We start from the raw sequence: 21,834 nt of genomic DNA on the forward strand, positions 1-21,834 counted from the left end.
GTTGGGTTGGGTTTGCTTATAATGTTCTTCACAATACCAATGTTTTACTCTGCTTTATCCTACAATTTAAAAGGATGTAGGTTTTGCACACCTCTTACCTTACAAGCTATACCTTCACATCTTTCTTCAAACTCCCTATCTACAATGATTCAGCTCTTGGCATATATCTTCCTTTTTTAATGTCTGAAATATAACTTCTGAATAATCCATTTTTTCTGAAAAGTTAATCTGCTGAAGAAATGGAGAGAATGAAAGGGAAAGGTTACGAGCAAAGAGATATACCTTAAAAAACCTTTTTTAAAGATAATATATGTAATGTTCTGTTCGAAAAAATACGTATGAATTACATGAAAGAAATGTTAATAAGCATAATTCTTCACTTTATGCTTTTGCAAGAATACTAAGAAAATATTGTCTCCCTTCTTTACCTATCCATTCAACAAGACACACACATGCTGACTTATAAATGGAAGCTGGTGCAGATATGAGTTACATTCAAAAAAGACTTGACATGGAAGTATAAGTATTACATCTGATGTGAATTCTCATATTAGTAAAAAATCGAAGAAGAAAGAATGAAAAATCAAGAGGAGCATAGGAAAAATGTTCTTAATTAATTCAACGAAAAAAATTGGACAGTTATCGGCCAGTTCTTAAAAATAAAGTATTATTGTTAATTTGCCCGAAATAGAAAAAAGCCCTGATAATTGATATACCAAGGCTTCCCTCTATTAATACATTTCCATGTATTGATCTCTCTCCCAAGGATGGACTTGGGTGCGGAACATGTCCCATTCAATCTCTTTTGCCTCAACAAAGTGAACAAGGATGTGCTCGCCTAGTGCGTCGATCATTGTTTCATTTTGTTTTAATTCTTCTAATGCATGGGCTAGGGTTGATGGTAAGTCAACAATGCCTTCTGCAATTCTTTCTTCTTTGCTCATGATGTAGATATTTCTATCTACAGGAGCTGGAGGAGTCAATTGGTTGGCAATTCCGTCAAGTCCTGCTTTAAGTAAAGCTGCCATAGCTAAGTATGGATTTGCTGCTGGGTCCACGCTACGTACTTCTACACGAGTGCTTAGGCCACGTGATGCTGGAATACGCATTAATGGGGAACGATTTCGAGCAGACCATGCTACATAGCAAGGTGCCTCATAGCCAGGAACTAGGCGTTTATATGAGTTTACAGTCGGGTTAGTAATAGCTGTAAAGCTAGTAGCATGCTTACCGATGCCGGCAATAAATTGAAGTGCTGTATCGCTTAATTCTAACTCACCTTTTGGATCGTAGAAAACATTCTCGCCGTTTTTGAATAAGGAAAGGTTGCAGTGCATCCCTGATCCGTTCACGCCAAATAATGGTTTTGGCATAAATGTTGCATGTAGACCATGCTTACGAGCAATTGTTTTTACTACTAATTTGAATGTTTGAATTTGGTCACATGCTGTAATTGCATCTGCATATTTAAAATCAATTTCATGCTGACCAGGTGCTACTTCATGGTGAGAAGCTTCAATTTCAAAGCCCATTTCTTCTAATTCTAATACGATATCACGACGACAGTTTTCCCCTAAATCTGTAGGTGCTAAATCAAAGTAACCACCATTATCGTTAAGCTCTAGAGATGGTGCGCCTTTTTCATCCAATTTGAATAAGAAAAATTCTGGCTCAGGTCCAAGATTAAAGTCAGTGAATCCTAAGTCTTCCATCTCTTTTAATATTCTTCTTAGATTATTACGAGGATCGCCTTCAAATGGTGTTCCATCTGGGTTGTAGATATCACAAATCAAACGTGCAACTTTCCCTTTTTCAGCTGTCCAAGGGAAAACGACCCAAGTATTTAGATCAGGATATAGATACATATCTGATTCTTCAATACGAACAAATCCTTCGATAGAGGAACCATCAAACATCATTTTGTTATCCAATGCCTTATCTAGCTGGCTGATTGGAATCTCCACATTCTTGATTGTTCCTAAGATATCCGTAAATTGTAAGCGGATAAATTTTACGTTACTTTCACTTGCAAACTTTCTAATGTCATCTTTAGTGTAATTTTTAGCCACGACTATTCCTCCACTCCCTACTTTTCTTCTTATCTATTTTTGAAAATAACGAGACATGTCTCCTTGTCTCATAGAGGGACGATGAGTATTATTAAAGCGACCTGCATTTAATAATTCTTTGCGCAATAATTTGCGTAAATCCTCATCCGATAATTCTCTGCGTGCTTTTTCTGCTTCTTTCTTCACTTCATCTGTCAGCACTTGTTTTTCTTGAACAGAGAAAATTTGTTTAATTCCAGCAAGGTTTACTCCTTGATCAATTAGATCTTTAATCTCCAATAATTTATCAATATCCGATAATGAAAAAAGTCTTCTATTGCCATCTGATCTTGCTGGAGCCACTAATTCGTGTTCTTCATAGTAACGAATTTGTCGAGCAGACAGCTCTGTTAATTGCATGACAATACTTATTGGAAAAAGAGGCATCGATCGACGAATTTGACTACCAGACATAGCATTCGGCTCCTTTAAATTGATTTAATCCACCTTCATTATATGATTGGGAAAAAAAGATGTCAACTAATGTTACAAATTCTTCCCAATTCATGTGACTGATTACTATATTCAAATAGTAATCAGTTTTTGTTCTAGTAATCGGTTAATCGCGATACATATCGCAATTTTCACATGGGAATAGGTTAATCCCCCTTGTACGTAAGCTACATATGGTGGTCGGATCGGACCATCTGCTGTTAATTCGATGCTTGCCCCTTGAATAAACGTTCCTGCTGCCATAATAACATCATCTTCATAACCTGGCATGTAATTTGGATATGCCGTCACATGGGAGTTTATTGGCGATGCATATTGAATGGCTTGGCAAAAAGCAATCATTTTGTCTTTATCATCAAACTGAACAGACTGAATAAGGTCTGTTCTCTTTGTATTCCAGCTAGGAGAGGAATTCATTCCTAATCGCTCTAGCATTGCTGCTGTGAAAATAGCTCCTTTTAAGCTTTGTCCAACAACATGTGGAGCAAGGAAAAAACCTTGGTACATTTCTTGAAGGCTATAAAGAGAAGCACCCGCTTCAGCTCCGATTCCAGGGGAAGTCATTCGATAAGAACATGCTTTTACAAACTCCTCTTTCCCAACAATATATCCACCCGTTTTCGCTATTCCGCCACCTGGATTTTTAATTAACGATCCAGCCATTAAATCTGCACCAACATGGCATGGCTCGAGATCTTCTACGAACTCTCCATAGCAATTATCAACAAATACAACGACATCTTCTTTAATCTCTTTTACAAAGGCAATCATTTTCTCAATCTCCGCAATTGGAAAAGAAGGTCTTGTTGCATACCCTTTGGAGCGTTGTATGCCAATCATTTTTGTATTTGCATGAATGGATGTAGCAATTTTTTCATAATCAGGCTGCCCGTTTGGAAGCAATTCCACACTGTTATAGCCAATATTAAACTCACGTAGAGATCCTATGCCTTCGCCTCTAATTCCTACGATTTCTTCTAATGTATCATATGGTTTACCTGTAATATACAGAAGTTCATCGCCAGGCCGCAAGATCCCAAACAGCGCTGTGCTAATAGCATGTGTTCCAGAAATAATTTGTGGTCGCACCAAACCAGCTTCCCCACCAAATACTTCTGCATAAATGCTTTCTAACGTGTCACGGCCATTATCATCATATCCATAGCCAGTTGATGGGATAAAGTGGGATTCACTTACCCGGTGATTTTGAAAGCTTGATAAGACACGAAATTGATTGGTATCGATTCTTTTATCAATAGCTTGATGGACTTCTTTAATTTGTTCTTCCACTTCATTTACTAACGTTTCTAGCTGTGTTCCATATGTTAACTGCTTATACATCTATTTCTCCCATTCCTCTACTTCTATCGGCTTTTTATATTTTAAAATAGCATGTTCTTTTAAGGCATACCCTTTACATAAATAGGTTTGTGTTTCTTCATCAAAAATTAAGCTCCGAAGTACTGTCTCATTTTTAAGCTGTGACAATAATTTACCATTATTGCTTTCAACCGTTGTTTCATAATATTCCATGTTTTCAATCATGATTTGTTCAATCGTTTGCTTCAGCCTTTCCCTGTCTTCCTTATCAAAAGCGCTAATTAAAATGCTTTCTGTCTTTGATGTTGGCACAAATTTCGAATGCACCAAATCTTTTTTATTATAGACAGTTAAATGTGGAATCGCAGGTATTTCCAAATCTTCTAGTAATTTATGTACTGTTTCCTCATGCTGATAATATTCCTCATTTGAGCTATCCACAATATGAAGCAATAAGTCTGCTTCGCGTACCTCTTCTAAGGTAGACCGGAATGCGGCAACTAATGTTGTTGGCAAATCTTGAATAAATCCTACTGTATCCGTAATAAGTGCCGAAAAGCCACTTGGCAAAATCAATTTTCTAGTCATTGGATCTAATGTTGCAAACAAGATATCTTCTTCAAATGAATCTGCTTCTGAGAGACGATTAAACAAAGTAGATTTTCCTGCGTTCGTATAACCAACTAATGCGATTTGGAAGGCTCTATTTTTCTTCCGTCTTTCACGATAGCGATCTCTATGTTCGACAATAACGCTTAATTGGCTTTTAATATCATCAATTCTTCGTCTAATATGTCTTCGATCTGACTCAAGCTTCGTTTCACCAGGCCCTCTTGTCCCAATCCCTGCGCCAAGTCTGGATAATTGGAGACCTTGTCCACCTAATCGCGGCAAAAGGTATTGCAATTGGGCTAGCTCTACTTGAAGCTTCCCTTCTTTTGATCTTGCCCTCGATGCAAATATATCTAGAATAAGCTGGGTGCGGTCAATGATTCTTGCATCCAAATTCTTTGATACATTGCGAACCTGACTTGGTGATAATTCATCATTAAAAATGATTAAGTCTGCTTCTAATTCTTCTGCAAGAGTTTCTAATTCTTCTACTTTCCCTTTGCCAATATAGGTAGAAGGATGAATTCTTTCTCGCATTTGCGTTAATGTTGCAACTACTTGTCCATTCGCTGTTTTCGTTAAATTTGCAAGTTCTTCCATTGAATATTCAAATCTGGCAGCGTCATTTTGTGTTTCACAACCAACCAGGATTACTTTTTCTTTATCAACTTTGGTTTCTTTCAACTATGTAACCCTTCTTTCCATGCCGAACTTCATCTATTATAGCAAACAAAATCCAATTCATCTATTTGCTCTTTATAAGATTACCCAAATTATAACGAAGTAAAAATGAATTTGAAAAAGAATGTAAAAAAGCTATTCCAAAAAGTAAACAACTCTTTTAAGAATAGCCTATAAACCTTATTTTTCATTAGAGTCTAACAGTAAATCATTACTTCTTATTGTCATTAGTTCGTATTTATCATAATTACTTTGCATTAATAAGCGCATGGCTTGGGCTCTTATCGATTTCTCGATGATATTGCGGATGTATCGACCATTTGAAAAGCTTTTTGGATGCTGGATATTTCGTACATAGGAAAGATGTTCTTTTAGTTTTTTTTCCGCCTCATGGCTTAATGCATATTCTCTTTCTTTTAGCATACGATCTGCAATCTCCATTAGCTGATCGGTGGAATAATCAGGAAAGTCAATGACAAGGGGGAACCTAGAGTGGAGACCAGGGTTTAAGGATAGAAAAAAATCCATTTCCCTTGAATAGCCTGCCAATATTAAAATAAAGTCATGCTGTTTATCTTCCATATGCTTTACTAATGTATCGATTGCTTCTTTTCCAAAATCCTTCTCTCCGCCTCGCCCTAGCGAATAGGCCTCATCAATAAATAAAATTCCTCCCATTGCTTTTTTTACAAGATCCCTTGTTTTCTGGGCTGTATGTCCGATATATTCGCCAACTAAATCAGCACGCTCTGCTTCAATTAAATGACCTTTTGATAAGACATTCATTTTTTGAAAAAGCTTGCCAATTAGCCTTGCAACCGTTGTTTTCCCTGTACCTGGATTGCCTTTAAACATCATATGCAGTGCCTGTTTCCCCGTTTTCAGACCATTTTCTTCTCGCTTTTTATTGACATAAATCCATGCGTATATCTCTTTTATCATTTTTTTCATTTCATCCATGCCTACAAGGCTTCCTAATTCAGCCTCAATTTCCCTAAGTGCTTCGTGTTCACTTGGAACAGTTCTTTTGATTGACTCAGCTTCTGGCTTTTCCTTTGGAAGAACCTTCTTTTTCTGTGAATTGATTACTACGCTGATCTGTCCATTATTCTTCATCCGGATTGGATGCTCCAAAAGCCACACCTCCTCTTAAAACAAAACGCTAAAAATCTCGCCCATCAAAAGCTTCATTTATGAATTTTTTAAGTATTTTAATCTATTCATACTGTTTGCCACTATTCCCCATTGTTAATGTATATTCAGAACCTCTTCTATTCATTAAACTATTTTAGATTATTTTTTTATCCCCATACAAAGCCTAGTCTGTAACAAGAAATAATCCTATTTTAAACGAATATTTTAGTTGGGTGGATTGGTAAGATAAACCTTAATTTATTTGCTCTTCATGGTAAAATAGAGGGAATTATTTTTAATATTCAAAGATTTATTTTGTATCATAGGGGGGATATAGAAATGGCTAGTATTTTTTTAACTTCAAATGGCTTTTTTACAGAAACAATAAAAGGTGAGTTTTTAGCCACACTTAAAAAACAAAGGATAAATCCGAAAGCTGTCATTATTACTACGGCCTCCACACTTAAAGAAAAAAATAGACTTGCCCTTAAAACGAAAAATGATTTTTTCGAAATGGACATAAAGCATGTCGATTTTATTGATGTTGAAGTGGAAAAGGGAGAAAGACTAAAGGAGTATAATATCATTTATATTAATGGTGGAAACCCCTTTCGCTTACTATATTTTATGAAAAAAGCGGCGCTGACTTGATATTAAGATCATTGTCAAAACAAAATACTATCTTAATAGGAGCAAGTGCTGGTGCGGTTATTTTAGGACCTTCAATCGATGTTGTCCAGCATTTTTCTCCAGAGTTGAATGAGATAGGCTTGAATGACTATACAGCATTATCGTTAACAGATATCGCTATTTTTCCACATTATGATCGAGAAGATGTTTTTAAAGAAGACACTGGGAAGAGCATAGAGGATCGCTTAAGTGAATTTGAAGAATGGAATAATATCTCAGTAACGAGATTAAAGGACGACCAATACATCCTAATAAATAGATAAATTCGAATAATGCGCACACAAAAAAAGCTTGAGGATAATTCCCCAAGCTTTTTTTGTGTGCTACCTTAAATTGCTATGTACCAGTATCCCCGGACAGCTAATCTCCCACTTATCTCGAGAGCGCCTTAAAGTGAGATTAAACACCGATTAGCCACGTTATTGAACTTGTGTACCTTCTAAATCAATTTGTACATTTTTTTGTGGAGCAAATGTAGAAATCGCATGCTTATAAACGAGCTGTTGCTTTCCTTCTGATTCAAATAATACGGTGAAATTATCGAAACCTTTTATAAATCCACGTATTTGGAATCCGTTTAATAAGAATACCGTTACGTTTGTGCCGTCTTTACGCAGTTGATTTAAAAATTGATCTTGAATGTTAACTGATTGCTTCATGAAAATCCTCCTCTTTTCTCTCTACTATTATGTATTCGATTTTATTTTTAGCATTCCTTCTAAATAAGACGAAATTTCCTGTAAATTTTTTGTTATGTCATGTGTTTTGACACTTTCTGTCATATCAAACCATTGTACATTCATTTTGTTGCGAAACCAAGTTAATTGCCTCTTTGCATATCTCCTCGAGTTCTGCTTTAACTCCTCAATTGATTCATCCAAGCTTTGCAGACCATCGAAATACTTATAGATTTCTTTATAACCAATAGCCTGAATGGATTGGCAGTCTCTAATGCCCTTTTCATAGAAGTGCTGAACTTCCTCTAATAAGCCGATATCAAGCATTTGCTCCACTCTTTTATTAATACGCTCATACAAAACACTTCTTTCCATCGTTAAGCCAATTAACGCAGCATCATAAAGTGAGTCCTGCTTCTGTTCTTTTTGAATATCAGACATTTTTCTGCCAGTGACATGAAAGACCTCCAATGCTCGAATCACACGCCTGACATTATGATGGTGAATGGCAGCAGCAGCTTCTGGATCTACTTCTTTCAACATATCATGAATAGTTAGGCTTCCTTCCGTTTGCGCCAATTCTTCTAATTTCGTCCGGAATTCCGTGTCTGTTGCCGTTTCTTGAAACTGATAATCGTATAAAACGGCTTGAATATACAAACCAGTTCCGCCAACAATAAATGGCAATTTACCTCTTGAAGTTATTTCCGTGATTTTTTTTCGAACAAGCTCTTGAAATTGTGCCACAGAAAAACCTTCATCTGGTTCTACAATATCAATTAAATGATGGGGAACCCCTTGCATTTCATCCTTGGATATTTTTGCTGTCGCAATATCCATTCCTCTGTAAATTTGCATGGAATCTCCGCTAATGATTTCCCCGTCGAATTTTTTTGCCAGTTCAATGCTTAGATTGGTCTTCCCTACAGCAGTAGGTCCGATTAATACAACGACTTTTTCCTTTATGGTCAAATGATTCAACTGCCTTTTTCAAACATTTAGCTAAATTTTATGCTATTATAATTATTTTATCACATTCCTGCGTGCAGTTTAACCTGTAAGCATTATTACCCAAACTTTATAAAATATACAATATTTTAATAATCGAGGTTTATTTTTTTCTTACCTGCTGAATAAATATTTATCGTATAAGTATCATTTTGAACAAGCATGTTTATTTCGTCGCTTTGTAAAAATTGGTCTAACGATCGTTTAATAGCACGTGCTATCTCTTCCTTGCTTTTGTCTTTTGTTAGAAAATACGTATAAATATCGATGATTACGTTTTTCTCCGTTGCATTGGTCCTTATTCTTTCTATATTATATTCCTTGCCTAACAAAAATCCTTCATTGAAATAGGGTGATAGTTTTAACCATCTTTCTCTTCGATCAACTATTTGCTTATCATAATAGGAAACTGTCACTGGTGCTTTATGATGATATCCATTTAAAATTTCCTGGACACGCAAAAGTTCTTTTTCCTCTTTTACTAGTTCAATATCGTTAGGAAGCGATACGATCCATCCTATTACTTTTCCTTGATCGGAATAGTCTCCTGGCCAAAGTTTTATCCTTTTCTCGTCTGCCTCTGTTACTATTTTATAGGCTGTTTGGTCCTTGCCTAAAGCTTTTAAATCATAATCCAATTCAACAGTATAAGTAATATCTTTATCCTTCAATATTTGATAAACAAAAGGAATGATTTCCGACTTCTTTTGATAGAGTTCTTCCTTCTCCACGCTAATATAAACTTCAGCTTCCTCAAAATTGACCAAAACAGAAAACCCATCCTCCTGAAATGCTTCTGTTAATTGCGCTTTTATCATTTCGTCCAATTTATTTCCTTTATAAATCATTAATAAATCAGGTCCTTGTTTCGCTTGTGTCTTTTCTACAATGCCGATATTCATTGCCCCGCCGACGAGAAGAAGATGGAAAATGATGAAAGAGTACAATGCAGTCTTTTTAACATTAATCAAACTCCTCTTATATACATCATCAATTGAGAAGGGATATGCTAGGGTCTTCCCTTTCTCCAGTAGCCTGTCCACAAATGAAGCAAGTGAAATTCCGTTTGTTGCCAGTTGCTGCAGAAATGAAAATTGTATTCTCCTAATCTCTCTTATCGATTTTCGAACGATTCTAGCAATCTGCCTTTTATCTAACTGAAAATAGTAATGTAGCAAAAGAATACTCTGATCGATTTTACCAACCGAACTAAAAGAAAATTCAGAAAATAAAGATTCAAACACCGTTCTACTCTTTTTCACCTTCAACTGTTTTAAAATGTAGCGGTATCCTCTTTCTATTACATGAGGGGTATACCACTTTGTCGAAGGCTTTATTAAAAAAGCCTTCACGATTTTAAGTGCCTTTTCTCTATCGCCTGTAAAGAATTCTGTAAATAAAAGCCAATCTTTCACTTGATTGCTTTCGACAAGCTGCAACCCCTTCATAGTACCCCCTCCCTTTAAGAAATGATATCAAGTATCGAACTCTATCTCTTTTCTATTTATATCATAAATTTTTATTTCATAGGGAACATAGTTAAATTGACTTTGAATGTCTTCATGTTGCAGAAAGAAGTGTAGGGATCTGTTTAACTCTTTGACTGTATCTAAGTTTTTTGCCCTATCTTCCTCTGTTGCGTAGGCTAATTCTGTATATATTTCGATTTTCAATTGATCGTCTTCATAGGTTGGATACACATCATAAACTTGATATTTTTGCTCGCCAAACATATAGGCTTCTAATAGAGCTGGAATGATATCCCACATGGCTCTTTCCATTTCTACAACGCCTGCATCAACCTTTCCAAACGAAAAATCCCATTCTAAATCATACTTTTTTATAATATTTTTAATTTCTTCCTTCAAATTCGTTTCTTCTTCTTCTGTTATCGATTCAGAAAAAATCAACTGCCTTGATTCACCATTTTGATCACTTATATAGCTTTGCGTATAATAATAAGGAGTAGAAGTAACTAATTCGAATATTTCTTGTTCCATATCCATCCGTTTATTCTCAGCTTTTTGTTCCTCTGTTAGTTCTACATCAACCACTTGATTAATTTCTTCATATCTTAACTGATAATCCATGTCTCTTTCCTTTAAATAAGATTCGATAATCGAAGTTACCTCTTCCTTATTTTCTATACTCTCTGGTGTGGCCAATTGGACGTAAAGCGTATTATTTTCGACATCTGGATAGGTATAAATATCCGTATACCCTTTTTCTTGAATCTCCTTTCCAAGCTGTAACACGCCTCCTTCCTTATAAACTTTATACACATCAGGGCCTAAACTAACTCTCGTTTTCCCTATGATTTCCTGATTAATAGATCCTCCAACAAATAAAATCAACAAAATGAAGATAATCACGAGTTTCTTTCCCCTACTAGTCCTTGTCTCGATGTATAGATGTTTCTTTTCTAATACTTGATTAACTGGCATCATACTTTTTAGGAGACTTACATCTTTTTTTATTACGTCCTCTATATCATGAATAGATACTAATTTGCCATTATTTGTCCATAAAATAAGAGAAGCGTATATAATTTGTTTTGTCTTTCTAACTGAAATCGGTAAATATTGCGCTATTTTTTTATAAGAAAAACCGTAGTAATATTTTAGTAAAAAAGCAACTCTAGCTTTTTCGTCAAGCAAACCTAGTCGAGTTAATAGAACACTAGAATCGATTGGTTTATAGTTAATGTCATTATTGCGATGATATTTTCTATATTCCTTGATTATTGGTTTTAGAGAAAAACGTTCACGTGAAGGGAAGGACCACGTATCCCTCACTTGATCTAATGTCCGATCTAACAATCGTTCTGCTAGCCCACTATCACCAGTTAATAAGATTGCTAGTAAATACCATTCATCTATATTGTCTTGTATAATTATTTGCTGCTTCCATTGTCTAGGGCGCATGTTCAGAATATGTTCCGCCTTTCTAGTCATTCTCCATATATTACCTATATTTTAAAGGAAATTAGAACCATTGTCATCACCTTCTGTTTGAGGATTCACTTTTGAATAACTATTCAATTTAAATAATTAAGAATAAACACGCTGTATTTTAGCGAGTTATAACAATAAAGATTTTTCTAAACAATAATCAAACATTAAAAAACTGCCTTGATTCTACAAAGCAGTTTTTTAACTTAGAAATTAGGATAATTCCAACATTCTATCCAATGCTAGTTTTGCATTGGATGCAATTGGCTCTTCGACAATTATTCGATTACTTTCAAAATCCTCTTCAATGGATTCTAAGCACCATACAAAATGAGGCAAATCAATCCGATTCATTGTTAAACAAGCACACATATATGGATTGAGGGAAATAATTTCTTTATCTGGGTGTTCTTTGATTATCCGATTGACTAAGTTCATTTCCGTACCAATGGCAAAGGCACTTCCTGGCTCTGCCTTTTCGATTACATCAATAATATAGTTCGTGGAACCAGCTAAATCAGATGCTGCTACCACTTCTCTGCTGCACTCCGGATGGACAATGATTTTCATATGTGGATATTGCTTTCTAACTTGCTCAACATTACTAACGGTAAAGTTCTCATGAACAGAGCAATGCCCTTTCCAGAGTATCACTTTTATGTCTTCTATCGCTCCATCATAAACAAGGTCATTTTTAATTGGATCCCAAATGGCCATCTTTTCTAGAGGGACACCTAAATTAAAGGCTGTATTTCTGCCTAGATGCTGATCGGGCAAAAATAGTAATCTTTCCTTTTGTGTAAAAGCCCAAGACACCATTTTTTCCGCATTGGAGGACGTTACCGTTGCTCCACCATTTTCTCCAACAAATGCTTTAATTGCTGCTGTTGAATTGACATAGGTTAGTGGGATAATTGTATCACCAAACAATTCCTGAAGCTTTGTCCAGGCACGATTTGTTTGATAAATATCGGCCATATCGGCCATCGAACAGCCAGCTCTCATATCTGGCAAGTAGACCTTCTGATTGTCTGTTGTTAAAATATCCGCTGTTTCTGCCATGAAATGAACACCGCAAAAGACAATATACTCTGCTTCTGTGTTCTCCGCCGCAACTTGTGCTAACTTTAAGCTATCCCCTGCGGCATCTGAAAATTGAATGACTTCATCCTTTTGATAATGATGTCCTGGAATAAATAGTTTTTTGCCTAAGCGCTGCTTGATACTTTCTACTCGTTCTTCCAATTCTGCGCTTGTCATTGCTAAGTATTTTTCAGGTATCGTATTTGATGCTTGTAACCCCTCTAAAATATTCATTTCCCTCTCCCCTTTTTTCCTTTAATGAATACTTACTTTTACACTAATATCTAAAGCTTTCACAGAATGCGTTAAGAAACCCAATGAAATATAGTCCACTCCACAATTATGATAAGAAGCAAGATTATCTAGAGTAATTCCTCCTGACGCTTCTGTCGTCACAGTTTCTGGAACATGAGGAATCCATTCGACGATTTCTTCTGGCTTTCGATTGTCAAACATAATAACATCAGCGCCAGCTGCAAGTGCTTCTAGCATTTGTTCCTTTGTTTCTGTTTCCACTTCTACTTTTACCATGTGACCAATCGACTTTTTAACTGCCTGCACTGCATTGGCGATGGAACCAGCAAATGCAATATGATTATCTTTGATCATCACAGCATCATACAGTCCAAAGCGGTGATTATGTCCTCCACCAACCGTTACTGCATATTTTTCCAGCATCCGTAATCCTGGTGTCGTTTTTCTCGTATCACAGATTTTCGTATAGCCGCTATTTAATGTATCAACTGCTTCACGTGTTTTTGTGGCAATCCCACTCATTCTTTGCACAAGGTTTAAAATAACACGCTCCCCTTTTAATAGATCTCTAATATTCCCTTTTGCTGTCGCCAGCTTTTGACCTGCTTCGATTCGATCTCCATCATGGACAAGCAAAGTTACTTCTATTGCTTGGTTTAAAACATTGTATCCAGCCTGAATTATCTCTTCCCCGCAAAAAATCCCATTATCTTTCGATAGAAAAACAATTTCCCCTTGCTGCTCTTTCGGAAATATGGCATCTGTCGTCACATCACGTTCGCCGATATCTTCAATAAAAAAATCTTCCAGTTGTTTCTGCAATTTTAATTGGTTCATTCTGATTCTCCTTTGTACGTGCTCTTTTCAGACTGACTTTTTCCTTTATCCATTCATCCCTTTCCATAGGATAGTCTGAACGGAAATGCCCTCCTCTGCTTTCTTTTCTTTCCAATGCAGATTTTGTAATAAGATACGCAGTCAAAAGCATAAAGTATTTCTCTATCTCTTCGATTGATTTATTATCAAAAGAGATTTTCTCATAATCCCCTATTCCGAAATCTTCTAGCCACTGCAATTGCATACGCAAGTTTACTTCATTACGGACAATTCCTACATTTTCCATCATTCGTTTTTGGATTTCTTCTTTTTCTGGGAAAATTGGATAGATACCTGAATTCCTTTCTTTGTTATCTATTTGGGTATCCAGCTGTTTTATTTTTGGCGATTGATGAAGGAGCGTTGCTAGATTTTTTCCCATATATAATCCTTCTAAGAGAGAATTGCTGGCAAGGCGGTTGGCTCCATGAAATCCCGTGCAAGCTGCTTCTCCAATTGCATAAAGATTTTGTACAGATGTTCTTCCATAAAGGTCTGTGTCAATGCCGCCCATTAAAAAATGGCTACCTGGCGCAACTGGAAGTAATCCTTTTTGTAAATCAATGCCTTGCTCTACACACATTTTAGTTATCGAAGGAAATCTTTCTTGAAAATTAGCTATCATGGAGATATCTAAATAAACTGTTTCCCCTTTCGATAAATATTGATAGATGGTTTGGGAAACAATATGGCGTGGTGCTAAGTCTTTATATGGATGAATTTGTTCCATCACATACTCTCCCGAAGCTGTAACTAATCTTGCTCCATCTCCTCTGACCGCTTCTGAAATCAGCCCAATCGTTTTTCCATTTACATAGAGTAGTGTAGGGTGAAACTGTACAAACTCCATATCGCTGATGCTGGCCCCAGCTAAATAAGCAAGCGCAATTCCATCTCCTGTAATAGTGGAAGCACTACTCGTATAGGTGTAAAGCTTCCCACATCCACCTGTTGCAATAACCGTATGAGCGCTATAGAATTCTCGTCGAGTGCCATCTGGCAGTATCCCTTTTGCGCCAATACATTGATTAGTATTAGTATTTACCATTAATTCATAGACAAAAACATTTTCGATGATTTCTATATTATTAGTCTTCGTTTCCGTTAGATATTTCATCACCTGTTTTCCTGTTGAATCGCCACCGCTATGGACAATTCTTTTTTCAGAATGAGCCCCTTCCATTCCTAACGCAAGATTTCCAGTTCTATCCTCATCAAAAGTGCATCCAGCGTGCCATAATTCACTTATTAACCTAGGTGCTGCTCTTGTTATTTCTGCAACTACTTCTGGATTATTATGGAATCGCCCTGCTTCTAACGTATCAAGTGCATGCTTTCTATAATTATCTGATTCTCCCATACTTGCAGCAATTCCACCCTGTGCTAAATAAGAATTGCTCATTTCCGCCTTTGATTTTGTGAGAATAATCACATTCAATTCAGTTGAAAGTTTTTTAGCTAGCTGTAAACTTGCGATTCCACTGCCAATAATCAATACATCTGCGTCCATTTTATACCTCCTGTTTTACAGGTGTCTTGACACCTATCTTTACATAGATTTAAAATTATGACAAGTGTTTTTTTATTAAAAGATTTTTAAATAATTAAGTTCCTATATTTCATAGCAAATGATAAAGCGATAAAATTGCATTCTTTGTCTCCCACAACTTAACCTATTGGAGGAATTTATAATGAAATATTTTGATCATGCAGCTACTACTTCTTTGGATCCTGATGCTGCTTCTACCTATGTGGAAGTTGCTTGCAAATATTTTGGTAATACAAATAGTCTCCATGATATGGGAGACACAGCTAATAAAATCTTAGAGAATTGCCGAGACGAATGGGGAAAATTAATTAACGTTGATAAAAATGGGGTTTATTTTACAAGTGGCGGTTCGGAAAGTAACTTTCTTACCTTGCACAGCTTGCTATTGGCGTCAAAAAAGAACGGAAAACACCTCATTACATCAATAGCAGAGCATGCTTCCATTCATAGTACAATGCAAGCTTTAGCAGATAAAGGCTATGAAATTACCTATCTACCTTTATTGGAAACTGGTGTAATCGATATAGAATTGCTAGAGGAATCCATTCGACCTGACACCATTCTTGTTTCCATTCAGCATGTGAATTCTGAAATTGGCGCTATCCAACCAATAAAAGAAATCGGTGTGATATGTAAAAAGCATGACGTCCTTTTTCATAGTGATATGGTGCAAAGTATTGGGAAATTAGATGTTAAGGAAGTAACTCCCTTTGTTGATGCCTTGTCCATCTCTAGCCATAAATTTTATGGACCAAAAGGGGTCGGTGTAGCCTATATTAACCCGAATACACCTTGGATGCCATTATTAGCGAATGGTAGTCATGAAAACGGCTTTCGTTCCGGCACAATAAATACAGCTGGGATTGCGAGTATGACAGTTGCTGCGCAAAAGGCGTGTTCGACGATTTCGGAGAACGAAACAAAGCTTTCTCAGCTACGCAATTTATTTACAGAGATGATAACGAAAGAGTCTGTTACTATTTTTGAATGCAAGGAACAATACCCAGGAATTATCGGATTGAGGGTTAAAGGATTGGAAGGCCAATGGCTTATGCTTGAATGCAATCGTCGTGGATTCGCCATTTCAACGGGAAGCGCATGTCAGATTGGAAAACAGGCTCCTTCTAAAACAATGAAGGCGTTGGCTCTGCCAGATGGAGAGGCAAAAGAATTTATTCGGATTTCGATGGGAAGAAATAACACGGAAGAAGATGTAATTGATTTGGTAAATGTAATAAATGAGATAGTTTAAAATTTATTAGAATAAACATCAAAAAATGCTGAACCTATCTTTAGTAATAAATAATAAATGTTGAAAGCCTTATTTTGCGGATTTAATAAGGCTTTCAACCTTCAATTTGTATGAGGTTATGAGAGTTTCTTAATCATGATATAGTCAATTTGCTCTTCATCCCCCATATAAAAAGAATGAGCACCAGTTTGAACGAATCCATTTTTTCGATAAAAACCTATAGCATTTTCATTTTTTTCCCATACACCTAGCCAGATCTTCCTTTTAGATTCTTTCTTAGCAATTTCAATAGCTTTATTTAATAGAAATTGCCCGAGTCCATGTTTTTGAAAATTGCTCTTTATATAGATTCTTTCTATTTCAAGTGAGTCTTCCCCCATTTTTTCAGATTGTGCATCCTTCATATTTACCTTTAAATATCCAGCTAGTTCGCTATTTAAATAGACAAAATAGAATTGTGAAGAAATATCGGATAATTCCTTTTCTAGTTGTTCCAAGTTAAAGGCTTTTTCCAAATAGTCCTTCATGTTTTCTGTTGAATTTTGATTTTTGAAAGTCTCATCAAATGTTTCATAACTTATATCTTGCAGTTTATGTATATCGGAGAATGTACATTCTTTAATATGAATAGTCATTTAACTTTTCACTCCTTGATTATCAATAATTCCGCTTATTTCCTTGCTTCACGTACTCCCAGTCCTTTTCAATATTTTTTCTTACTCGTTGAAGAAAGTTAAACATGACTTCAACCTCTGACTCGGAAAAACCCGTTAAAGCAACTTCATTTGAATACTCATTTTCTTTTTTTATAAAAGGATAAACGTTTCCCCCTTTCTCTGTTGGAAAGAGTTTTTTTATTTTTTTGTTATGTTGATCACCTTTTTTTTCAATAAATCCATTAATCTCCAATTTCTTTATAGCTCTTGCAGCCGTTGTTCGATCTACTTTAATCATCTCTGATAATTTTTCTTGAATGATTCCAGGGTTTTCATATATTCTCACAAGGTATAAATACTGCCCCTTAGTGAGATTATGTTCTTTAAATTCGATATTGCTTATTGAATCTAATGCTCTTCCAATCATACCAATCTCACGAAGAATTTCTTTCATCCTTTCACCCACTCCTGTTTATATTGTTGTATTTGCAACAATATTCAAAATTAAAGATAACCTATTTTTGTTGAAATTGCAATCAAAATATACGGACATAGCATTTTTTTATGCTAATTTACTTTGCAATCTATTTTGGAAAAAATTCTTATTATTTTATGAATAACCGGTGATTGCTTCAATCCCATTGCCTTTCACCAATATTTTAATTTCCAAATACAATTGAAAATAACCTTCAAAATAATCAGATACGCTTACATAAAACTCTTGAAAAAATGTCATATTAATTAAGTAAAGGGGAAAAAACTTCTAATTTAGTGTCTCAATTTAAAAAGTTTGGAGGGTTTTTTATGAAAAAGAATAGCCATCATGTGGAACTTACCACTGCAGAAATAGCAAACCTTTGGACTCAATACATGAACGATTCCTTATCTATTTGCATCCTTACCCATTCAATCGAAAAGGCTGAAGACAAAGATATTAAAGAGATTCTTCTATTTGCCCTTAAACTTGCCGAATCTCATATCGTAAAAATTACAAATTTTTTTAATCAAGAGAACTTTCCCATCCCCAAGGACTTTATATTGGAGGAAGATGTAAATTTAAATGCGCCTTCCATATTTACAGATGTTTTTATTATTGCATATTTACACGTGATGGCATTACTAGGTTTAACAGGATATGCTGGAGCGGTTGCATCTTCTTCAAGGGAAGACCAATTAGATTACTTTATAAAATGTAATAATGAAACAATGGAGTTACATAAACAAATCGTTGACGTTATGCTAAATAAAGGATTATATAGTAAAACTTCTAGAATCAATAGACCAAATCAAGTTGACTTTGTTGATGATCAGAATTATTTAGCAGGCTGGTTTGGAATAAAACGGCCTTTAAGTGTTATTGAAATAAGTGGAATGAGCTTTAACATGAAAAAGGATGTAGTAAAAACGGTTTTGGAATTAGGTTTTGCTCAAGTATGTCAAACAAAGGAAATACAAAAATATTTTGAACGTGGAAAGAAAATTTGTTTAAATCACTTCACTATTTTTAATAATATGCTGACAAAGGAAGATTTATCTTCTCCAAAAACATGGGTTTCGGAAGTAACGAACTCCACTGTTTCTCCTTTTTCCGATAAATTAATGCTCTATCATATTGTTACATTAGTTTCCGCTGCTGTTGGCTATTATGGAGCTGGTTTAGCCGTTTCCCAACGGAGAGATATAGCAGCTGAATACGCTAGATTTATCGCTGAAGTAGGTCTGTACGCGGAAGATGGATGTGAGTTATTAATAAAGCATGGATGGTTAGAACAACCCCCTTTAGCTGATAACAGAGAAGATTTAGCAAATAAGAAGTAATGAGTAGCCTATGCGAAAAGGATTAGTTTTAGAAAATATACTATGGAGCATAGCATTACCAGGTTTTGCTCAATTACTTAACAAAAGTTATCTAAAAGGATTCTTCTTTATCGGTCTTGAGTTTGTGATAAATATTAAAGCAAACTTTAATCAGACCATATTACTAAGTTTTCATGGAAGAATTCAAGAAGCAATTGGAATCACGAATTTTCAGTGGCTAATGTTTTATCCTTGCTTCTATTTCTTTGCAATGTGGGATGCATGCAAGGAATGTGGAGCAAAATTACCCCTATTCGCGTCTCTTCCGTTCGTCTTCTCTGCGTATTTTGTAACAGTAGGATTAATACTATCACCAGAGCTCAAACTTTTCGGAAAACTATTAGGACCTGTATGGCTGCCAATGTTATTTGTCATACCAGGTGTCTGCATTGGATTTTTACTAAAAAAAATCTTATCTACTTTCACTTAAATAAATACCAAAATGATGGTATTTTTTTGTTTTCTTATTTCTAACTTATTATTTTTTCTAATAATTGTCGAAATTTGTTTTTCGTTTCTGGATGATAGGTAATGATTTCTTGAAAAGCATATGCCAACAACTCGAACTCTCCCATTTTATCTACTTGTTTAAATCCTTTTCTTTCAAAAAATATTTTGTCTGGTAACCAGCTTTTTTTACTGGTTACCAATACAACTCCATCAAGATTTAATGCTTGGGCATCTTTCATACATTCCTCTAGAAGGATACTACCAAAGCCTTTCTCTTTACTCTGTCCAACTATCCAGAAACAATGGATCACCATATATTCCATTGCATCGATTGCTCTCCACGTAAATTTGCCAGGAATGTATTCAATAAACCCTCTTTGCCGTCCATTTTCTTGCATAATTTTCACTTTTAATCCTTCTTTAAATCGTTCCTTCAGCCATGCTAGTTTATTTTGATAACCCTCCGCTTACCTTTCCTAAGCCATCCTTTTTCTAGTTCAATACCTTCCCCATAATCACATACGTGGCCTCATGCTCACTAGGAATAAACGGTTCCTTTATGACAATCCATCTCATTTGCTTATATAAATGACGGGCGACTGTATTGTTTACTTGTGTTGTTAATACAGCCGTTTTGTTTTCAACGCCCTTTAACAATTCATGAATAAGCTTTTTTCCATATCCTTTATTTCGATACAACGGATGGACAGCAAATTCAACTACTTCAAAACAATCTTTTAGCCATGTTTCATATTGTTTTTGATTAACCTCTATGGAAAGCAATTCATGATAATACTGTCCAGGTAATGAAGTATATCCATATGCAAATCCTAAGAGTTCCTCTTCAGCTGTAATGATTATATATCCTCTAAATCCTTCATAAGTGGTATGCCTAATCAATCGTTCCTTTATGGACTTATTCCATACTTGTTTATATAATTCTTCCATTTTATTGATGATATTTTCGTTTTTATTTATTGCTAATAGCCGGACCACTTTATTCCCTCCCAAATTTCCTATTAAAGCTTCCTTTTTAAGCCCTCATGTGTTACTTGAAAACCTAATCGTTCATAGAATCTTAAAAGCATCTGGTCTTTGTTTATCTGTCGTAAGTTGGATTAAATGGCAGCCACGGGATTTCGCACGTTGGATTGCCCAGTTGATTAATGCCGTACCTACTCCTTTTCCCCTAGCAGAAGAAGCAATCCTTACTCCTTCGAAAGTAGCTCTCCATCCTCCCTGATGGGTGATATATGGTGTAAAAGTAATTTGCTGCACTCCTACTACTTGATCTTCGACACATGCTACTACTAATTCATTATTGTGGTCTGCAGAAATTGCCTTATATGCCTCGATGTAGCTATCTGGCAATGGTTGTTCATAACGCTCCCGTTTACTCCCTAAAACATCGTCCGCAAGCATTGCAACATTTTGATCTAAATCTTGTTCTGTCGCCATTCTAAACTGTAATTCTTCCATCTGAGTCTCCCCTGTCAAAAAATCAGTTTCCTTAATTTATTTCTTTCTCATTCTGTCCTTACCCCTCGATATCCTCTAAAACGAAATAGATTTCTTGGATAATAGATTGAATTTTCCAATATTAAAAAAAGTATACTAAAAGAGTAAATCGATACAAAATATTTAGAACAAAAAAATAGATCAAATACATTTTCAGTCTATCTTTCTGACCTTTTCCGATATACAGTCAGATTAATGGCATTCAATATGATTGTAACAAGAATAAGGACTGTTGCTGCTACCACCACACCCCTAGTAGTGTCCATAAGTGCGCTCCAATCCTCAATCTTAACGAGATGATAATTATAGATAATCTGAAATAATAAAGAAATCACACAAGCGCTCATGCTAACAAGACCAATTATTAACCGATTTCCCTGATTCTCTCTATTATTTCGCATTAGATTAGCAGCTGGCAATATCCAGGCAATTAAACCAAGCACTAGACTGCCAATATTAAGTAAACCCATCATATTTAGTACCTCCTTTGTTAAATTTGAATCTATACTTGCCAACAATATAAGGAAAAGAGAACGATAACATAAATTAACAATTAATCACAAAGACAATGTAACATCCTGAATTATTCATAGAAAATCATTAATTGGTTACAATCGTTATTCCAATAAGCTTTTTTGTTAAATGTTAATTCACTTGATAAATGAAAAAAGAATCCATTTCTGATAAGGTTAAAACAACGACGA

Annotated in this window: 21 protein-coding genes and 2 pseudogenes; 4 read left to right on the forward strand and 19 right to left on the reverse strand. The window is 35.4% G+C overall.

Annotation, left to right across the window (positions count from 1 at the left end):
* Positions 1-731: 731 nt before the first annotated feature.
* From glnA to spoVK, 5 genes are all read right to left on the reverse strand, one after another.
* Positions 732-2,069, reverse strand: coding sequence for a type I glutamate--ammonia ligase (gene glnA / locus ACWNMZ_RS25130; RefSeq protein ID WP_031538274.1), 1,338 nt, complete (start codon positions 2,067-2,069; stop codon positions 732-734).
* A gap of 33 nt (positions 2,070-2,102) precedes the next feature.
* Positions 2,103-2,522 carry a MerR family transcriptional regulator gene (locus tag ACWNMZ_RS25135; protein WP_031538273.1) on the reverse strand — a complete coding sequence of 140 codons (420 nt, stop codon included), beginning with the start codon at positions 2,520-2,522 and terminating at the stop codon, positions 2,103-2,105.
* Positions 2,523-2,633: 111 nt separating this feature from the next.
* Positions 2,634-3,902, reverse strand: a complete 1,269-nt coding sequence (locus tag ACWNMZ_RS25140; protein ID WP_031538272.1) for a methionine gamma-lyase family protein — start codon at positions 3,900-3,902, stop codon at positions 2,634-2,636.
* Positions 3,903-5,177, reverse strand: coding sequence for a GTPase HflX (gene hflX / locus ACWNMZ_RS25145; RefSeq protein ID WP_031538271.1), 1,275 nt, complete (start codon positions 5,175-5,177; stop codon positions 3,903-3,905). It lies immediately after the preceding gene.
* 177 nt (positions 5,178-5,354) lie between these two features.
* A complete protein-coding gene (gene spoVK, locus ACWNMZ_RS25150; protein ID WP_031538270.1) occupies positions 5,355-6,308 on the reverse strand; it encodes a stage V sporulation protein K in 954 nt (317 codons plus the stop codon).
* Between the two features lie 339 nt (positions 6,309-6,647).
* Here spoVK and ACWNMZ_RS25155 point away from each other — a divergent pair.
* Positions 6,648-7,261, forward strand: a pseudogene (locus ACWNMZ_RS25155) (Type 1 glutamine amidotransferase-like domain-containing protein).
* Between the two features lie 156 nt (positions 7,262-7,417).
* On the opposite strand, the gene hfq reads toward ACWNMZ_RS25155, so the two are convergent.
* From hfq to nadB, 7 genes are all read right to left on the reverse strand, one after another.
* On the reverse strand, positions 7,418-7,657 hold the full coding sequence (gene hfq / locus ACWNMZ_RS25160; protein ID WP_031538267.1) for an RNA chaperone Hfq: 240 nt from the start codon (positions 7,655-7,657) through the stop codon (positions 7,418-7,420).
* A gap of 27 nt (positions 7,658-7,684) precedes the next feature.
* The gene (miaA, locus tag ACWNMZ_RS25165; RefSeq protein WP_251629920.1) at positions 7,685-8,647 is read right to left on the reverse strand and encodes a tRNA (adenosine(37)-N6)-dimethylallyltransferase MiaA; all 963 of its coding nucleotides are present in this window, start codon (positions 8,645-8,647) and stop codon (positions 7,685-7,687) included.
* A 125-nt stretch (positions 8,648-8,772) separates the two neighbouring features.
* Entirely contained in the window at positions 8,773-10,131 is a 1,359-nt protein-coding gene (locus ACWNMZ_RS25170; protein ID WP_251629921.1) for a DUF4030 domain-containing protein, read from the reverse strand.
* A 27-nt stretch (positions 10,132-10,158) separates the two neighbouring features.
* On the reverse strand, positions 10,159-11,637 hold the full coding sequence (locus tag ACWNMZ_RS25175) for a sigma factor-like helix-turn-helix DNA-binding protein (RefSeq protein WP_251629923.1): 1,479 nt from the start codon (positions 11,635-11,637) through the stop codon (positions 10,159-10,161).
* Between the two features lie 210 nt (positions 11,638-11,847).
* A complete protein-coding gene (nadA, locus tag ACWNMZ_RS25180; RefSeq protein WP_235252305.1) occupies positions 11,848-12,951 on the reverse strand; it encodes a quinolinate synthase NadA in 1,104 nt (367 codons plus the stop codon).
* 21 nt (positions 12,952-12,972) lie between these two features.
* Entirely contained in the window at positions 12,973-13,809 is an 837-nt protein-coding gene (gene nadC / locus ACWNMZ_RS25185) for a carboxylating nicotinate-nucleotide diphosphorylase (RefSeq protein ID WP_235252306.1), read from the reverse strand.
* Positions 13,763-15,358 carry an L-aspartate oxidase gene (nadB, locus tag ACWNMZ_RS25190; protein WP_235252307.1) on the reverse strand — a complete coding sequence of 532 codons (1,596 nt, stop codon included), beginning with the start codon at positions 15,356-15,358 and terminating at the stop codon, positions 13,763-13,765. Before nadB ends, nadC begins: the two co-directional genes overlap by 47 nt.
* A gap of 181 nt (positions 15,359-15,539) precedes the next feature.
* Here nadB and ACWNMZ_RS25195 point away from each other — a divergent pair, with 181 nt between their 5' ends.
* Positions 15,540-16,649, forward strand: a complete 1,110-nt coding sequence (locus ACWNMZ_RS25195) for an IscS subfamily cysteine desulfurase (protein ID WP_251629925.1) — start codon at positions 15,540-15,542, stop codon at positions 16,647-16,649.
* Between the two features lie 116 nt (positions 16,650-16,765).
* On the opposite strand, the gene ACWNMZ_RS25200 is transcribed toward ACWNMZ_RS25195, so the two are convergent.
* From ACWNMZ_RS25200 to ACWNMZ_RS25210, 3 genes are all read right to left on the reverse strand, one after another.
* Positions 16,766-17,284, reverse strand: coding sequence for a GNAT family N-acetyltransferase (locus ACWNMZ_RS25200; RefSeq protein WP_031538258.1), 519 nt, complete (start codon positions 17,282-17,284; stop codon positions 16,766-16,768).
* A gap of 22 nt (positions 17,285-17,306) precedes the next feature.
* Entirely contained in the window at positions 17,307-17,759 is a 453-nt protein-coding gene (locus tag ACWNMZ_RS25205; RefSeq protein WP_031538257.1) for a MarR family winged helix-turn-helix transcriptional regulator, read from the reverse strand.
* Positions 17,760-17,915: 156 nt separating this feature from the next.
* Complete coding sequence (locus tag ACWNMZ_RS25210; protein ID WP_284561363.1) at positions 17,916-18,041, reverse strand: hypothetical protein; 126 nt, start codon at positions 18,039-18,041, stop codon at positions 17,916-17,918.
* Positions 18,042-18,109: 68 nt separating this feature from the next.
* On the opposite strand from ACWNMZ_RS25210, the gene ACWNMZ_RS25215 reads away from it, so the two are divergent.
* Both ACWNMZ_RS25215 and ACWNMZ_RS25220 read left to right on the forward strand, forming a co-directional pair.
* Complete coding sequence (locus ACWNMZ_RS25215; RefSeq protein WP_235252308.1) at positions 18,110-19,123, forward strand: DUF3231 family protein; 1,014 nt, start codon at positions 18,110-18,112, stop codon at positions 19,121-19,123.
* A gap of 10 nt (positions 19,124-19,133) precedes the next feature.
* A complete protein-coding gene (locus ACWNMZ_RS25220) occupies positions 19,134-19,592 on the forward strand; it encodes a hypothetical protein (protein WP_235252309.1) in 459 nt (152 codons plus the stop codon).
* Positions 19,593-19,632: 40 nt separating this feature from the next.
* On the opposite strand, the gene ACWNMZ_RS25225 is transcribed toward ACWNMZ_RS25220, so the two are convergent.
* The 4 genes and pseudogenes from ACWNMZ_RS25225 to ACWNMZ_RS25240 all read right to left on the reverse strand — a co-directional run bounded on the left by ACWNMZ_RS25225 (position 19,633) and on the right by ACWNMZ_RS25240 (position 21,603).
* Entirely contained in the window at positions 19,633-20,019 is a 387-nt protein-coding gene (locus ACWNMZ_RS25225) for a GNAT family N-acetyltransferase (protein ID WP_251629928.1), read from the reverse strand.
* A gap of 85 nt (positions 20,020-20,104) precedes the next feature.
* Positions 20,105-20,608, reverse strand: coding sequence for a GNAT family N-acetyltransferase (locus ACWNMZ_RS25230; protein WP_235252311.1), 504 nt, complete (start codon positions 20,606-20,608; stop codon positions 20,105-20,107).
* A gap of 23 nt (positions 20,609-20,631) precedes the next feature.
* Positions 20,632-21,091 (reverse strand): annotated as a pseudogene (locus ACWNMZ_RS25235) (N-acetyltransferase family protein).
* A 197-nt stretch (positions 21,092-21,288) separates the two neighbouring features.
* A complete protein-coding gene (locus tag ACWNMZ_RS25240) occupies positions 21,289-21,603 on the reverse strand; it encodes a hypothetical protein (protein WP_251629930.1) in 315 nt (104 codons plus the stop codon).
* Positions 21,604-21,834: the final 231 nt, after the last annotated feature.

This window comes from Niallia sp. Marseille-Q9988 (assembly GCF_976954375.1).

Coding starts and splice junctions, on each gene's coding strand:
- ACWNMZ_RS25200 (WP_031538258.1), bottom strand. CDS start 17,284: ATGACTATTCATATTAAAGAATGTACATTCTCCGATATACATAAACTG.
- ACWNMZ_RS25240 (WP_251629930.1), bottom strand. CDS start 21,603: ATGATGGGTTTACTTAATATTGGCAGTCTAGTGCTTGGTTTAATTGCC.
- nadA (WP_235252305.1), bottom strand. CDS start 12,951: ATGAATATTTTAGAGGGGTTACAAGCATCAAATACGATACCTGAAAAA.
- ACWNMZ_RS25195 (WP_251629925.1), top strand. CDS start 15,540: ATGAAATATTTTGATCATGCAGCTACTACTTCTTTGGATCCTGATGCT.
- ACWNMZ_RS25170 (WP_251629921.1), bottom strand. CDS start 10,131: ATGAAGGGGTTGCAGCTTGTCGAAAGCAATCAAGTGAAAGATTGGCTT.
- nadC (WP_235252306.1), bottom strand. CDS start 13,809: ATGAACCAATTAAAATTGCAGAAACAACTGGAAGATTTTTTTATTGAA.
- ACWNMZ_RS25205 (WP_031538257.1), bottom strand. CDS start 17,759: ATGAAAGAAATTCTTCGTGAGATTGGTATGATTGGAAGAGCATTAGAT.
- hfq (WP_031538267.1), bottom strand. CDS start 7,657: ATGAAGCAATCAGTTAACATTCAAGATCAATTTTTAAATCAACTGCGT.
- ACWNMZ_RS25175 (WP_251629923.1), bottom strand. CDS start 11,637: ATGACTAGAAAGGCGGAACATATTCTGAACATGCGCCCTAGACAATGG.
- nadB (WP_235252307.1), bottom strand. CDS start 15,358: ATGGACGCAGATGTATTGATTATTGGCAGTGGAATCGCAAGTTTACAG.
- ACWNMZ_RS25220 (WP_235252309.1), top strand. CDS start 19,134: ATGCGAAAAGGATTAGTTTTAGAAAATATACTATGGAGCATAGCATTA.
- ACWNMZ_RS25215 (WP_235252308.1), top strand. CDS start 18,110: ATGAAAAAGAATAGCCATCATGTGGAACTTACCACTGCAGAAATAGCA.
- ACWNMZ_RS25140 (WP_031538272.1), bottom strand. CDS start 3,902: ATGTATAAGCAGTTAACATATGGAACACAGCTAGAAACGTTAGTAAAT.
- ACWNMZ_RS25210 (WP_284561363.1), bottom strand. CDS start 18,041: ATGACATTTTTTCAAGAGTTTTATGTAAGCGTATCTGATTATTTTGAA.
- ACWNMZ_RS25135 (WP_031538273.1), bottom strand. CDS start 2,522: ATGTCTGGTAGTCAAATTCGTCGATCGATGCCTCTTTTTCCAATAAGT.